Below are 14,168 nucleotides of genomic sequence, written 5' to 3'. Positions count from 1 at the left end.
CCATGGCCGAAGAAGCAAAGCCGCGCTTGGGACGAGGGCTCGCCGCCTTGATCGGCGAGGTAGGAGACGAGATCGGCGTCGTCGAGCGCGGCCGCGGTCAGCGTAAGGTGCCGGTCGCTTTCCTGCGGCCGAACCCGCGCAATCCGCGCAAGAACTTCGTCGACAGCGAGCTGCAGGAACTCACCCAGTCGATCAAGGATCGCGGCATCATCCAGCCCATTGTCGTCCGCCCCGTGCCGAAGACGCCCGATGCCTACGAGATCGTCGCCGGCGAGCGGCGCTGGCGCGCAGCGCAGGCAGCCGGGCTGCACGAGGTGCCTGTCGTCATCGTCGAGATCGACGACAAGACGTCCCTCGAATACGCGATTCTCGAAAACGTCCAGCGCGAAGATCTGAACCCGATCGAGGAGGCGCAGGGCTATTCGCGCCTGATGGCCGAATTCGCCTATACGCAGGAGAAGCTCTCGAAGGTTATCGGCAAGAGCCGCAGCCACATCGCCAACATGATGCGCCTGGGCGATCTGCCGGACCAGGTGAAGACCCTTCTGGTCAGCCGCCAGATCACCGCAGGCCATGGCCGCGCGCTTCTCGCGGTCAGGGATCCCGTGACGACGGCGAAGCGCATTCTCGACCAGGGACTGAGCGTCCGTCAGGTCGAGGAAATCGCCCAAGCCGACCAGGCGACGCCGACGAAGCTCGAGACCAAGTCGGCGAAGATCAAGCCCGAAAAGGACCCCGACACCCGTGCGCTCGAGCGCGCGTTGCAGGATGTGCTCGGTCTCACGGTCGCCATCGACCACAAGGGCCAGGGCGGCGAATTGCGGATCCGCTACAAGACTTTGGAACAGCTCGACGGCCTGTGCCGGCGGCTCAATCCGGCGGGGTAGGGAAAGCCTTGTTATTCCGAGACAGCGCGCAGCGCTGGGCCCGGAACCTATAAACATTGAGGTTTCAGAGGAAACGCGCGGGCAACCGTTGCTTTCTCTTCTGAACCGGTAGCGGCTATGGGTTTCCCCGCTTTGCGTGGCCCTACGGGTCGGGCTCGCCTGCGGCGCCCCGGAATGACGGCTCACAATGAAAAAACTACCGCCGCGCCGCTCGCGCCAGATCGAGAAGTGTCTTGGCAGTGACCACGTGATCGAGGTGGGATAGGCGGCGGGTGTCGAGAACGCTCGTCTGAAGCTGCGCGATGGCCTGTTTCAGGCTGTCCGAGGTCCAGCGCTGGAGATGGCGCTCCACCAGCGGCTTGCGGCGGAAATGCAGACTGCGCATGCTTTCGACGACGGCGCTGACGGGCTTTCCCTCCTCGACGGCGAGGCGAGCCGGCAGGAGCATCAGAGCATGACGCAAAGCGGCGCCGAGAACGGTCGCAGCACTGACGCCCTCGGCGGAGAGGCGTCGCGCACCGGTTTCGAGTTCGGTTCCCTGACCGGCAAAGGCTGCGTCCACCACTGCGTCCATGGCAAGGCTCGACACGTCGCTCAAGATCGCATCCACGTCTTCGAGCGTGATCTCGCGCTTGCCATGGGCATAGAGCATCAGTTTCGTGAGCTCGCCGCGGGTGGCGAGACGATCGCCACCGAGGCTGGCGAGGAGCGCGGTGCGGGCCTCCCGCGCAATCGTAAATCCATTGCTCTTGAGGGCTTCGTCGACCACCGTGCCGAGATCGCGCCCCGAATCCGCGTAGCAGGGTAGGGCGAGGGCATTCTGTGACTTTTCACAGAGCGTGCGCAGGGGCGCGGATTTCGCGAGATCCCCGCCTTCGATGACGATCACCGTATCCTGAATCTTGCCCTTCAGGACAAGATCTACCGCCGGTGCAATATTGCGCGACGTCGCCTTGATCCAGAGCGCCCGTTTGCCGCCGAACAGGCCCATCGTGCCGGCTTCGTCCGCAAGGCGCGCGGGATCAGCGGCGATATCGTCACCGTCGATGCGGATGAGCTGGAACGGATCGGCCGGATCCTCGACCGAACGTTCGGCGAGCGCGCGCGCGCGCTCGTTGATCAAACCCACATCCGGACCGTAGAAGAGGAAGATTCCGATGCCCGGATTAGGGCGTCGGAGCACTCCCTCGACGTCGCCGGCCTTGATCGCCACCATGGGATCAGCTGGTCGTTGCCAGCTCCATGGCGATTCGGGTTTTCACCTGATCCGCCAGAGCCTTAGCGAGTCGGATCTCGGCGTCCCGTGCTGCCCGTACGGTGGCGAACCGCTGCGGGAAGCGCTCATATGTGGCGTAGGAGGTGGCGGTGCCGGTCGCGATCGTCTTGCCGCCGTCCTTGCTCGTCAGCGTATAGGTCAGGTTGCCAGCGATGGTGGCCGTCTGGGCCCGGCCGGTCACCGTGTCGACGATCGGGCTCTGAAGGGTCTGGGAGAGAGACAGGCTCAGCACATAGCGCTTCGGCACCTCGGCGCCAGATCCGTTGAGGGCATAGATGATCTCACTGCGGATATAATGGCCGACACGGGCCTGCTGATCGGCCCATTTCAGCTCCGGCACCTCGATGGAGGAGAGGATCGTCTGGACCGTTTCGCCCGAAGCGGTCGGACCGTAGAGAGGACGGAAGCATGCGGACAGGCCGAGAGACAGGCCTGCCACGATTGCAAGACGGGCAAGGCCCTTCAGATTAAGCGACGACATTCACGATCCTCTGCGGGACGACGATGATCTTCCGGACGGACTTGCCTTCCATAGCCTTTTGCACGGCGTCGAGCGAGAGCACCGCAGCCTCGACGGCTGCCTGATCCGCGTCCCGTGCCACCGTGACGTCGGCGCGCTTCTTGCCGTTGACCTGGACCGGTAGCGTGATCGTGTCCTCGATCAGCAATGCGCGCTCTACCTGCGGCCAGGCGGCCTCGGCCGCCAGCCCGGTTTCGCCAAGCACGGCCCAGCTCTCTTCCGCCAGATGCGGCATCATCGGCGCCAGCAGCTGCACGAAGATCCGCCCCGCTTCCCGGAAGGCTGCAGACAGCCCAGGCTCCTGAGCCGTCTTCGCCTGATTCAGCAGATCCTGCAGACTGTTGGCAAATTCGTAGAGATGCGCGACGCAGCGGTTGAAGCGCAGACGTTCCACGTCCTCCCCGACGGCGGCGAGCGCCTTGTGTGCCGCCTTGCGGACGGCGAGGCCGATCGACCCCTCCGCTACGGCACCGTCGCCCGTGACTGACCGGTCGGCCAGCTCACCGATGAGGCGCCAGACACGCTGAACGAAGCGGGCCGCACCCTGCACGCCTTCCTCGGTCCAAATCACATCGCGCTCAGGCGGCGAATCGGACAGCATGAACCAGCGGGCGGTGTCGGCGCCGTAGGAAGCGATGATCTCGTCCGGATCCACCGTGTTCTTCTTGGACTTCGACATCTTCTCGATGGAGCCGATCTCGACCGGCGCGCCCGTGTTGACGTCGAAGGCCTTGCGGACGCTGCCCTCGCTCTCGATGCGCACGTCGCTCGGCAGCACCCAGGCGCCGTTCGCATCCTTATAGGTTTCGTGCACCACCATGCCTTGCGTGAACAGGCCGTCGAAGGGCTCGTCGAGACCGGCATGGCCGGTCTTCGTCATCGCGCGGGTGAAAAAGCGCGAATAGAGCAGGTGCAGGATCGCGTGCTCGATGCCGCCGATATACTGGTCCACCGGCAGCCAGCTGTCGACGACGGCCTTGTCGGTCGGCTCATCCGTCAGGGTCGGGTCGGTGAAGCGCGCGAAATACCAGGACGAATCCACGAAGGTGTCCATGGTGTCCGTCTCGCGTCGGGCCTTCCCGCCGCATTGCGGGCAATTGACATGCTTCCAGGTCGGATGGCGGTCGAGCGGGTTGCCGGGCACATCGAAGGACACATCCTCCGGCAGTGTCACCGGCAACTGATCCAGCGGAACGGGCACCGCGCCACACGCGTCGCAGTGGATGATCGGGATCGGGCAGCCCCAATAGCGCTGGCGCGAGATGCCCCAGTCGCGCAGGCGGAAATTCACCTTGCGCTCGGCCACCGGACGGTTGTCGCGCGTCTCGCTCTCCAGGCGCCGCGCGACCTCTTCCTTAGCCTGCTCGATGGTCATGCCGTCGAGGAAGCGGGAATTGATCATGCGGCCGTCGCCGTCATAGGCCGTGTCGGTGATGACGAAGCTTGCAGGATCCACATCCGGGGGACAGACCACCGGGGTGTTGCCAAGACCGTACTTGTTGACGAAATCCAGGTCGCGCTGGTCATGCGCCGGGCAGCCGAAAATGGCGCCTGTGCCGTATTCCATCAGGATGAAGTTCGCCACATAGACCGGCAGGGTCCAGTTCGGATCGAACGGATGCTCGGCGCGGATGCCGGTGTCGAAGCCCAGCTTCTCCGCCTTGTCGATGGCCTCCTGCGCCGTGCCCAGGTGCTTGCATTCCTCGATGAAGGCGGCGAGCGCGGGATTCTTCTCGGCAGCCGCCTTCGCCAGCGGATGATCGGGCGCGACCGCCATGAACTTGGCGCCGAACAGGGTGTCGGGCCGGGTCGTGTAGATCTCGAGCTCGTTCTCGCCGTTCGGAGCCGTCTCCGGGCGCAGGGCGAAACGGACCAGCAGGCCTTCGGAGCGGCCGATCCAGTTATGCTGCATCAGGCGGACTTTTTCCGGCCAGCGGTCGAGGGTGTCGAGCCTTGCGTTCAGGTCCTCGGCATAGGCCGTGATCTTCAGGAACCACTGGGTCAGCTCACGCTGCTCGACCAGGGCGCCGGAGCGCCAGCCGCGCCCGTCGATCACCTGCTCGTTGGCCAGCACCGTATGGTCGACCGGATCCCAGTTCACCTTGGCAGTCTTGCGGTCGACGAGCCCGGCCTCGAGGAAGTCCAGGAACATGCGCTGCTGGTGCTTGTAGTAGCTCGGATCGCAGGTCGCGATCTCGCGGCTCCAGTCAAGCGACAGGCCCATGGATTGCAGCTGGCCGCGCATGGTCGCGATATTGGCGTAGGTCCATTCCTTCGGGTGAACCTTGTTCTGCATCGCCGCGTTCTCGGCCGGCATGCCGAAGGCGTCCCAGCCCATGGGATGCAGCACGTTGAAGCCCTTGGCGCGCTTGTAGCGGGCCACAACGTCGCCCATCGTGTAGTTGCGCACGTGGCCCATATGGATGCGTCCCGACGGATAGGGGAACATCTCGAGCACGTAATATTTCGGGCGCGGATCTTCGTTGCGGGTCTTGAACAGATCGCGGTCGTTCCAGACCTTCCGCCATTTCGGTTCGGATTCCTTGGCGTTGTAGCGCTCCGGCCTCATTTTTCTCGTCACACCGTCATTCATGATAGACGCGGCTTGCGCCGCAGGGTTGGCGCGGACTAGGACACAGCTCATCCGCGCGGTCAACGGCTTCGCGCGCGGGAAAGCCGTGCAGAGGACTCATATGAGCGACACCACCCCCGTCGAGCAGCTGAAAGAGGTTCGCGCCAGCATCGCCCGGGCCGCCGTCGATTACGGCCGCGACCCGGCCTCGATCACCCTCGTCGCCGTATCCAAGACCTTCCCGGCGGAGGACATCGCACCGGTCCTCGCTGTCGGGCAGCGGGTCTTCGGCGAGAATTACGTCCAGGAGGCGAAGGCCAAGTGGCCTTCCTTCCGCGAAGCCTATCCCGATATCGAACTCCACCTCATCGGCCCGCTCCAGTCCAACAAGGCCAAGGAGGCGGTCCAGCTCTTCGACGTGATCCACACGCTCGACCGCCCCTCGCTCGCCGAAGCGCTCGCGAAGGAAATCGCCAAGCAGGGCAAGACACCGCGTCTTCTGATCCAGGTGAACACGGGCGAAGAGCCGCAGAAGGGCGGCGTCGCACCGGGTGAGGTCGATGCCTTCCTGGAGGCGTGCCGGAACCGCTACGGCCTGACCATCGAAGGGCTGATGTGCATTCCGCCGGCAGCCGATCCGCCGTCGCCGCATTTCGCCCTTCTCCAGACGATCGCGGAGAAGCACGGTCTCAAGACGCTTTCCATGGGCATGAGCGCCGATTACGACGCGGCGATCCAGATGGGGGCCACGCACGTGCGAATCGGCAGCGCGATTTTCGGAGCACGGTCCAGACCGGCTTAAATCCAAGCCACGGCCCTGCCGATGCGCTATCCGCCGCAGGAATAGAAGGCAGACCCGTAATACGTGCCACGGCAGTGCATTTCTGGGCCTCGTTCCTGATGGTTCCCCCGTTCGCCGGAGAACCCGCCACCGGGATGGCTATCTCCGACATTTCCGCCACGTCCGGTACCGCCGCTGGAATGCGCGCTTTCACCCCCACCGCGGCCTCCACCACCTTCGCCGCCCCGGGCTTCGGCGATTCCTGAAATCAGGCTCAAACCGACCATGAGGAAACCAAGCTTCAGAAGGACGTGTTTCACGGCCCACCTCCACTTCAGGAACGATCTCGACGTTCCCTATGTCATGAGCTGATGTGGAATGGCGCCATCGCAGGCACAACCCGACCGCACGGAGATGTGTAAGGGACCGACGCATAGCCGTCACCGGAATGAAAGCGAGCGACATCGTGCCGGATGATATTGCATCGGAAACGATCCATGGCTAAGGTCGGGCTCGATCCGCCACACCAACCACAGGAGGGCTGCATGTGTGAAGCGATGCATCTACGCATGTTCGGCCCCTGGCAGGCCCTGCAGCAGCTTGTTGCAGGGCGGACCACGACACGGATCTGACGCCGGCGCCTCGTCAACTCTGCATTTTCCCCTACCGAAAATGCGCTGCGCGTCCTTCTCTCGATCTGGTCAGCTCTGAACGGCTTTTCGTGCTCGCCGTCTCGATTCCGAGACCGATGCATCCGACGCCACGTTCACGACTTCGCGCCGTTCCGTGCCTCAAGGCCTCGGCGCCCCTGATTGAGATCGATCCTATGGGCTTCATCACCCTTCGCAATCTTGCCGTCCTCTCTCCCGCTCCCCTGTTCCGCAACCTGACGCTCACGATCAGTGAGCGCGAGCGCATCGGCGTCGTCGCCGGCAACGGCACGGGAAAGACCACCCTCCTGCGCTGCCTTGCCGGTCTCGCTGAGCCGACGGAAGGCGACGTCACGCTGTCGCGCGGCCTGAAGGTCGGCTTCGTCACGCAAAACGTGCCTGAAAACCTGCTCGACCTGTCTCTGCACGAGGCGGTCATGAGCGGGCTCGATCCGGCGGAGCGCGAAGGCAACGAATGGCGCGCCGATATCATTCTCGACGATTTCGGAGCTCCGGAGGCCATGCGTCGACAGACGCTGCGTACGTTGAGCGGCGGCTGGCAGCGGCTCGCCTTGATCGCCAGCGTCTGGGTCGGGGAACCGGATGCGCTTCTCCTCGACGAGCCGACAAATCATCTCGACCTTGAGAACCTGTTTCTTCTGGAACGCTGGATCCGGGAGAGCGCGGGGCCGATCCCGATGCTGATCGCGAGCCACGACCGCGATTTTCTCGATGCCTGCACGACCCGGACGCTCTTCCTGCGACCCGAAACCTCGGTGACGTTTTCGCATCCGTTCGGCCGCGCCCGACCCCTGCTTGCCGATCAGGATACGGCGCAGGCGAACCGGAATGAGAAAGACAGGCGAGAGATCAAGCGGATGCGCCAGAATGCCGGAGAGCTGCGCAATGTCGGCATCAACAGCGGCAGCGATCTCCTGCTCACCAAGGCGAAGCAGCTCAAGAAACGAGCCGATGCCCTGGAAGAGGGACTTCAGGCCGTTCATCGGGACCGCTCAGGTGAAGTGCGCCTCGCCAGCCGTTCCACGCATGCGCGGATTCTCATCAGCCTGCAGAATGTCGTCGTTTGCAAGCCTGACGGAGAAAAGCTCTTCGAGATTCCAAAACTCGAGGTGGAGCAGGGCGACCGCATCGTGCTTTTGGGTCAGAACGGCGCCGGCAAGTCGCAGTTCGTGCGGCTTCTCCATCGCGCCGTTCGCGATCCGGATGCGCATCCGACAATCCGTGTCAGCCCCACGGTGGTGCTCGGCTATACGGATCAGGACCTGTCGCAGATTCCGGCGCGCGATACGCCGCTCGGTTTCATCCTGTCGGCTTTCCGGCTGGGCGATCAGCGCAGCAAGGCGCTTCTCGCCGGTGCGGGCTTTTCCATCGAGCAGCAGCAGCGGCCGGTGGGAATGCTCTCACCGGGCCAGAGAGCCCGGCTCGGGCTTCTGGCTCTGCGTCTGACGGAGCCGAACGTCTATCTCATGGACGAGCCGACCAACCATGTGGACATCCCGGGTCGCGAGGCACTGGAAGCCGAGATTCTGGCCGCGAACGCCACCGGCCTCCTGGTCTCGCACGACCGGCGCTTCATCGAGACCATCGGTACACGTTTCCTTCTGATCGAAGGAAAGCGCGTCAGGGAAGTCTCGTCGCCCGATGCGTTCTATTCCATGCTCAGGAATTCCTGAGCATGGCTGCACGGCGGAGCGATCTCATTGCTCCGCCTGCAGATGCGCTGCGATCTCATGCACGGGATGGCGGGTGAGATCCTTGTTCACTTCGGCAACGATCCGGTTGTCCGTGAAGGACGTCGGCAACTGCCTGCGAAGCACCGCAAGCGTGCGCGGCGGTGCAGCGATGATCACTGCTTTTGCCTGTGCGGCGGTGCGCTCCAACTCCGCCGCCACGTCTTCGGCGAAGCGCGCCTCGGCGAGAGCATGCCAGTCGCTCTGCTCGACGGCGCTGCGCTCCCCGGTCGAGTTGAAAGCGCGTCCGGGCTTGTCCGTTCCCTGCTGGGCCGTCGGCGGATTGTCGGGAGCCTGCATGACCTTTTCGACGGTCAGATTCCACGACGCCTCGGTGCCCGTATTCCTCAACAGCAGGGCCTTCCGTCCATCGCTGACGAGCACGATGCCGTCGTAGGGCAGCTTGAGATGCTTGGTCATGACGGCGCTCCCATCTGGAGACGAGGGCCCAGAATATCACGCCGCGACTTTGAAAAGGAGACGAATCCGGAAGGGCCCGAGGCTTTAGCGCCCGTACTGACGCAAAGCTTCGGCGATCTTCTTGTCGGTGTTGTACTGGCTGAGGGCATAGACCGCCCAGAAGGCGGCAGGGAGCCAGCCGATGATGGTGACCTGAAGGATCAGGCAAATCAGCCCTGCGAAGGGCCGTCCGATCGTGAAGAAAGTCAGCCAGGGCAGGAGCAGGGCAATCAGGAGGCGCATCGGAAGTTCAACCTTTCAGGGACGCAGCCTCAAGATAGGAACGCCGTACGCGACTTGCAAAGCTTGCGGCGATCCGCCTTCAATCGAGAATCGCGATCTGCGTGCGCGGACCGATGCGTTCCAGGAGCCGGCGGATCATCCGCGGATGAACGGCGACGCAGCCCTCGGTCGGCGAGAATTCTGGGCGCGCGAGATGAAGAAAGATCGCGCTGCCCCGGCCGCGCCGGATCGGGCCGCGATTCCATGCAATATCCACAACCACGTCGTAGAGATGATCGTCGCGCCACATTTTCTCATGGCTCGTGGGGCAGGGAAGGGTGACGAGGCGGTTGTAACGCCGGTCCTCCGGATCGTCCGACCAGCCATCCTGGCGGCGGAGCGGGCGCAGCTTTAGTCCGGTCCGGGGACGTGGACCCCGATCGGGCCGGTAGAACCCTTGCAGGAGGGCAAAATATCCGATTGGCGAGGCGCCGTCGCCTTCCCGTTTCGTCCGGGTCGTTCCAGAGCGGCCGATGGCGCAGGGCAGGATCAAGTTGCCCGCCTGCAGGCGCCCGCGGCGACGGTCGAGGGGAGAACGGCGGACGAGGATAAGATTGACGCAGGTGCGTTTCATGGGCAGTGGAAGGGGCAGGCCGGCCCCTTGTTGTCAAGTTGGGAATGACTAGTCTAAGGGCAGGCACGGGATCCGCAAAAGCGGACTTGCCTCTCACGCGTGATCCGCCAAAGGGTTTGACATGTCGAATGCCAGCCGTCTCCTCGTCGTCGACGACGATCAGGATCTGCGCGATACGCTCGTCGAGCAGCTTGGTCTCTACGACGAATTCCAGGTCGCGACGGCAGCGAGCGCGACCGAGGCCATGCAGGCAGTCAAGGGCGGCCGGACCGACCTTGTGATCATGGATGTCGGGCTTCCCGACATGGACGGTCGCGATGCTGTCAAGGCCATGCGCCACGAAGGCTTTCGCAGCCCCATCATCATGCTGACCGCCCAGGCTTCCGACAGTGACACGGTCATGGGCCTCGAAGCCGGGGCCAACGACTACGTGGTCAAGCCGTTCAAGTTCGCTGTGCTCCTCGCCCGTATCCGGGCGCAGCTGCGTCAATACGAGGCGAGCGAGGACGCGGTGTTTCAGATCGGACCCTACACGTTCCGCCCGGGCTCGAAGCTTCTCACCAACGAGAAGGGCTCCAAGCTCAAGCTGACGGAGAAGGAAACGGCCATCCTGCGCTATCTCTACCGCGCCGGTCAGGCCGTGGTCGGACGCGAGACCCTGCTCGCCGAGGTCTGGGGCTACAATTCCAACGTCACCACGCATACCCTGGAAACGCATATCTACCGCCTGCGCCAGAAGATCGAGTCCGATCCCTCCCATGCCCGCATCCTGGTCACCGAGCCTGGCGGCTACAAGCTGATTCCGTGAGATGGCGCTCGAGGACGACATCGCCATTCTCTCCAGTGCGCCGCTGTTCAGCCTGCTGAACAAGGACGCTCTGCGCCTCGTCGCCTTCGCAGCGGAGAGCCGGAAACTGCGCGAGGGCGACACCTTGTTCCGGAAGGGCGACCGCTCGGATGGTGGTTACGTGGTGAGCAGCGGCACCATCGCGCTCGACGCCCGCGAGGACGGGACGGCCGCCGATTTCGTCTTAGGTCCGGGTTCCCTAATCGGACAGGCAGCGCTGTTCGCGCGGATCGAGCGTCCGGCCACCGCCGTGGCGCGGGAGGCCGCAACCGTCATCCGCGTGAGCCCGAGCCTCATGCGCCGCGTGCTCGAAGAATTTCCCACGGCCGCCGCCGCCATGCACGACGCCATGGCCGAGGAACTCGACCGGCTGACCAAAGGGCTCGAACAGGTGCGCCGCAAGCTGATCGCCATCGACGGTCAGGACGAGGCGTGACCGGAATCCATTGGCTTTAATGCGGTCCCAGAAACCGATATCCGCAACCGACATGCATGAACCCATCCGCATCGTGGCCGCCGTGATCAGAGATGAAAGCGGCCGGATCCTGCTCGTGCGCAAGCGGGACACCGTGGCGTTCATGCAGCCGGGCGGAAAGCGTGAGCCCGACGAGGACGATACCGCGGCCCTTGGCCGGGAAATCCTGGAGGAGCTGGGCTGTACCGTGAAGCCGGGTTCTCTGCGTTATCTCAAAACCCTGACCGCTCCAGCCGCCAACGAGACTGGCCGCGTCGTCGAGGCGGCGCTCTACCATGCCGAGATCGAGAGCCGTCCGGCCATTTCAGCGGAAATTGCGGAGATGTGCTGGATCGACGTCGCCGCCCCACCGGACATCATCCTGGCGCCTTTGACCCGCGACGGCGTGCTGCCTCTTCTGAGAGGGGAAGACGCCTGCGTCTGAGCGGAGTGACGAGGCACAACATTGTCATTCCGGGGCGCCATAGGCGAGCCCGGAACCCATAGCCGCTGACGGTGCAAGAGAATGCGCAGCGGCTATGGGTTCCGGGCCTGTGCCAAAGGCACGTCCCGGGATGACGGCAGAGGAGCAGCGCCTGGCTCTTCTCTTCATGGGGGTACGGGAAACCTCAGAGTTCCAAAACCGCCGTCACCGGCGCATGGTCGGAGGGCCGGTCCCAGCCGCGGGTTTCCTTGGTCACGTCGATACCGCGCAAGGTGCCCGACAGATCGCCGGAGAGCCAGATGTGGTCGAGGCGACGGCCCTTGTTGGCGGCGGCCCAATCGGGCGAGCGATAGCTCCACCAGGAATAGATCTTTTCCGGCTCGGGCCGCAGAAGGCGCATGGCATCGTGCCAGCCGGCCTCCTGGCGCAGTTCCTCCAGCGCCGCCGTTTCGATCGGCGTGTGGCTCACCACGTCGAGGAGCTGCTTGTGACTCCATACGTCGTGCTCGAGGGGCGCGACGTTGAGATCGCCCACGAGGATGGCCGGGGCCGAGGTGGGGCGCGAACGGCCGCCCCAACTCCGCAGCTCTTCCATGAACTGCAGCTTGTGGCGGAATTTTTCGTTGAGATCGACGTCGGGAATATCGCCGCCGGCCGGGACGTAGAAATTGTGGATCGTGATACCGGAGGCCGCCTTGGCCTGGGTCAGCGTCACGGTGATGTGGCGGGCGTCCTGGCGGCCGCACATCTCCATGACCGACGTTTCGGCGAAGGGATAGCGGGAGAGGATCGCGACGCCGTTATACCCCTTCTGTCCGATATGGACCACGAACGGGTAACCGAAGGCCTGCAATTCCTTGAGGGGAAACTTGTCGTTAGGGCACTTGGTCTCCTGCAGACACAGGATGTCCGGGCGGTTCTCGTCCAGGAAGCGACGGACCTGATCGATCCGCAGGCGGACGGAATTGATGTTCCAGGTGGAGATGGTCAGCTTCACGGCGCAAGCATCCTGTGATCTCGGGCTCTCTTCGGCTACGACAGATCAGGCTGCAAGGGAAGGGCGTTGAGAGCCGCACAAGCCGTTGGCCTTGGCCTGCGGTGGTCGGATCTAGCGATTGTTTCCGAAGGTGGGTGCGTTCGGAATCCGGAACAGGGCCTGGTCGATGGCGCGGCCACGGTTCATCTTGTTCAGCACCACGACGGTCTGGTAGCCCTGCGGATCGGTGATCCGCCATTGGGTCAGGGTCTGCACCTCGGGATCGAAATAGAGAGCGATGCGGGAGGTGCCGCCGAGCGTCGAGCTGTCTTCCAGATTGATGCGCACGGCGTTCGGCTCGCTGGAGATGCCCGTGACGGCAATGTCCCGGCCGAGATTCACCTGCTCCCGCAGTAGGAACTTCAGGGGCGTCTGCTGGATGAAATAAAGGTCCTGCGTATTGAGCTTCTTGTCGCGCACGGCCACCGACGTGCCGTCGGCGATCACTTCGAGGGTGGCCGGCGGATCGTATTCGAAGCGCAGCTTGCCAGGGCGCTGCAGGTAGAGCGTGCCGCCGAGCCGGCGTCCGTCGCCGCCCACCTGGGTGAAATCGGCCACGAGGCTGCCGAGACCGGTGAAATAGGCATTGGCGCGGGCGACGATTTCCTGGTTCGAGAGCGGCTGCTGAACCTTCGGCATCGCGGCCGGGGTCACGGCCGCGGCCATGATCGGTCGGGGTGCGATCTCCACGGGTCCATCCACCGGCACCGGGGATTCCTTGAGGGCGACGGGACGGACCGGCGGCGGGGGCAGGGGCGCGACCTGCGGGAAGGCGGCAGCTTCCTTGACCGGCTCCGCGGCCTTCGCGGGCTCCGCTGGCTTCGGAATCTCGGGCGCGGCCGAAGCGGTGCCCGTCTGCGGGGCCGCCTTGCGCGGATGGAACTTCGAGGTAGCAGGCGGCGGCACCGTCAGGGTGAAGCCTTCCGCAGAGGAGGCGAGCGCCGCCGGCGCCGTGGGCGAAGACGCTTTGGGCGGCTGGAACATTTCGTAGGGAAGCACCTGAGCGGCAGCCGGCATCGCGCCCATGCCCGCCGAGGCGGCGAGGAGCGATGCGAGGCAGATCAGGCTCGAAAGGCGCATCCGGCGGATTTCCTGCATATCAGCTTGGCGTGTCAGCGTGGGCGCCGCGCTAGTCCCCTCATGTGGCTAATCGATGACGCTGGCGCCAGGGCTAAGGTTCCGTCTGCGTCGTTTCGATCATCCTCAATCGTCGCCAAGGTCCGGCGTCTCCATGAGGATCTCGCGTTTACCGGCATGGTTGGCCGGACCGACGATGCCTTCCTTCTCCATCCGCTCCATCAGCGAGGCGGCGCGGTTGTAGCCGATCTGCAGCCGCCGCTGGATGTATGACGTCGACGCCTTCTTGTCGCGCAGCACCACGGCGATCGCCTGATCGTAGAGATCGCCCGAACCTGAACCGAACTCGCCGCTGTCGAAGACCGGCGAGTCGCCGCCCTCGTTGCCGCCCTCTTCGTCCGCGGTGACCGCTTCGAGATATTGCGGCCGGCCCTGACGCTTGAGGTGGGCGACGACCTTCTCGACCTCCTCGTCCGAGCAGAACGGTCCGTGCACGCGGGTGATCCGCCCGCCGCCGGCCATGTACAGCATGTCGCCCTGGCCCAGAAGCTGCTCGG

17 protein-coding genes are annotated in these 14,168 nt (G+C 64.2%); 7 read left to right on the top strand and 10 right to left on the bottom strand.

The annotated features are described in order from the left end of the window. Positions 1 to 2 precede the first annotated feature (2 nt). Complete coding sequence (locus K9B37_RS12050; protein WP_224313335.1) at positions 3 to 887, top strand: ParB/RepB/Spo0J family partition protein; 885 nt, start codon at positions 3 to 5, stop codon at positions 885 to 887. A gap of 196 nt (positions 888 to 1,083) precedes the next feature. On the opposite strand, the gene holA is transcribed toward K9B37_RS12050, so the two are convergent. The 3 genes from holA to leuS are packed head-to-tail and all read right to left on the bottom strand — an operon-like array spanning position 1,084 to position 5,252. Further along, the gene (gene holA, locus K9B37_RS12045; RefSeq protein ID WP_224313334.1) at positions 1,084 to 2,103 is read right to left on the bottom strand and encodes a DNA polymerase III subunit delta; all 1,020 of its coding nucleotides are present in this window, start codon (positions 2,101 to 2,103) and stop codon (positions 1,084 to 1,086) included. Positions 2,104 to 2,107: 4 nt separating this feature from the next. Then, positions 2,108 to 2,644, bottom strand: coding sequence for an LPS assembly lipoprotein LptE (locus K9B37_RS12040; RefSeq protein WP_224313333.1), 537 nt, complete (start codon positions 2,642 to 2,644; stop codon positions 2,108 to 2,110). Further along, complete coding sequence (leuS, locus tag K9B37_RS12035) at positions 2,631 to 5,252, bottom strand: leucine--tRNA ligase (protein WP_224313538.1); 2,622 nt, start codon at positions 5,250 to 5,252, stop codon at positions 2,631 to 2,633. Before leuS ends, K9B37_RS12040 begins: the two co-directional genes overlap by 14 nt. Positions 5,253 to 5,376: 124 nt before the next feature. Here leuS and K9B37_RS12030 point away from each other — a divergent pair, with 124 nt between their 5' ends. Then, the gene (locus K9B37_RS12030; protein WP_224313332.1) at positions 5,377 to 6,057 is read left to right on the top strand and encodes a YggS family pyridoxal phosphate-dependent enzyme; all 681 of its coding nucleotides are present in this window, start codon (positions 5,377 to 5,379) and stop codon (positions 6,055 to 6,057) included. Between the two features lie 26 nt (positions 6,058 to 6,083). On the opposite strand, the gene K9B37_RS12025 is transcribed toward K9B37_RS12030, so the two are convergent. Continuing rightward, entirely contained in the window at positions 6,084 to 6,356 is a 273-nt protein-coding gene (locus tag K9B37_RS12025; RefSeq protein ID WP_224313331.1) for a hypothetical protein, read from the bottom strand. A gap of 177 nt (positions 6,357 to 6,533) precedes the next feature. Here K9B37_RS12025 and K9B37_RS24640 point away from each other — a divergent pair, with 177 nt between their 5' ends. Both K9B37_RS24640 and K9B37_RS12020 read left to right on the top strand, forming a co-directional pair. Further along, a complete protein-coding gene (locus K9B37_RS24640) occupies positions 6,534 to 6,668 on the top strand; it encodes a hypothetical protein (RefSeq protein WP_255616561.1) in 135 nt (44 codons plus the stop codon). A gap of 116 nt (positions 6,669 to 6,784) precedes the next feature. Beyond that, positions 6,785 to 8,380, top strand: coding sequence for an ABC-F family ATP-binding cassette domain-containing protein (locus K9B37_RS12020; RefSeq protein ID WP_369414284.1), 1,596 nt, complete (start codon positions 6,785 to 6,787; stop codon positions 8,378 to 8,380). Positions 8,381 to 8,404: 24 nt separating this feature from the next. Here K9B37_RS12020 and K9B37_RS12015 read toward each other — a convergent pair whose 3' ends face one another. From K9B37_RS12015 to K9B37_RS12005, 3 genes are all read right to left on the bottom strand, one after another. After that, complete coding sequence (locus K9B37_RS12015; protein ID WP_224313330.1) at positions 8,405 to 8,857, bottom strand: host attachment protein; 453 nt, start codon at positions 8,855 to 8,857, stop codon at positions 8,405 to 8,407. Between the two features lie 84 nt (positions 8,858 to 8,941). Beyond that, the gene (locus tag K9B37_RS12010) at positions 8,942 to 9,139 is read right to left on the bottom strand and encodes a YqaE/Pmp3 family membrane protein (protein WP_224313329.1); all 198 of its coding nucleotides are present in this window, start codon (positions 9,137 to 9,139) and stop codon (positions 8,942 to 8,944) included. A gap of 79 nt (positions 9,140 to 9,218) precedes the next feature. Further along, positions 9,219 to 9,752 carry a L,D-transpeptidase family protein gene (locus K9B37_RS12005; RefSeq protein ID WP_224313328.1) on the bottom strand — a complete coding sequence of 178 codons (534 nt, stop codon included), beginning with the start codon at positions 9,750 to 9,752 and terminating at the stop codon, positions 9,219 to 9,221. 121 nt (positions 9,753 to 9,873) lie between these two features. On the opposite strand from K9B37_RS12005, the gene K9B37_RS12000 reads away from it, so the two are divergent. From K9B37_RS12000 to K9B37_RS11990, 3 genes are read left to right on the top strand one after another with little or no spacing between them, the layout of a single operon-like run. Further along, on the top strand, positions 9,874 to 10,560 hold the full coding sequence (locus K9B37_RS12000) for a response regulator transcription factor (RefSeq protein WP_224313327.1): 687 nt from the start codon (positions 9,874 to 9,876) through the stop codon (positions 10,558 to 10,560). 1 nt (position 10,561) lies between these two features. After that, complete coding sequence (locus tag K9B37_RS11995; RefSeq protein ID WP_224313326.1) at positions 10,562 to 11,035, top strand: cyclic nucleotide-binding domain-containing protein; 474 nt, start codon at positions 10,562 to 10,564, stop codon at positions 11,033 to 11,035. A 52-nt stretch (positions 11,036 to 11,087) separates the two neighbouring features. Then, entirely contained in the window at positions 11,088 to 11,498 is a 411-nt protein-coding gene (locus K9B37_RS11990; RefSeq protein ID WP_224313325.1) for an NUDIX hydrolase, read from the top strand. 184 nt (positions 11,499 to 11,682) lie between these two features. Here the strand turns inward: K9B37_RS11990 and xth are convergent, their stop codons facing one another. The 3 genes from xth to K9B37_RS11975 form a co-directional block, all read right to left on the bottom strand. Continuing rightward, entirely contained in the window at positions 11,683 to 12,495 is an 813-nt protein-coding gene (gene xth / locus K9B37_RS11985; RefSeq protein ID WP_224313324.1) for an exodeoxyribonuclease III, read from the bottom strand. A gap of 111 nt (positions 12,496 to 12,606) precedes the next feature. Further along, positions 12,607 to 13,632 carry an outer-membrane lipoprotein carrier protein LolA gene (locus K9B37_RS11980; RefSeq protein ID WP_224313323.1) on the bottom strand — a complete coding sequence of 342 codons (1,026 nt, stop codon included), beginning with the start codon at positions 13,630 to 13,632 and terminating at the stop codon, positions 12,607 to 12,609. Positions 13,633 to 13,737: 105 nt separating this feature from the next. Beyond that, positions 13,738 to 14,168, bottom strand: a 431-nt coding sequence (locus K9B37_RS11975) for a DNA translocase FtsK (protein ID WP_305072156.1), incomplete at its 5' end; no start/stop codon positions are given.

The organism is Microvirga puerhi, assembly GCF_020089865.1.
Lineage (GTDB): Bacteria > Pseudomonadota > Alphaproteobacteria > Rhizobiales > Beijerinckiaceae > Microvirga > Microvirga puerhi.
The sequence above is the reverse complement of the archived record's forward strand: the minus strand, read 5'-3'. Positions and strand labels throughout refer to the sequence as shown.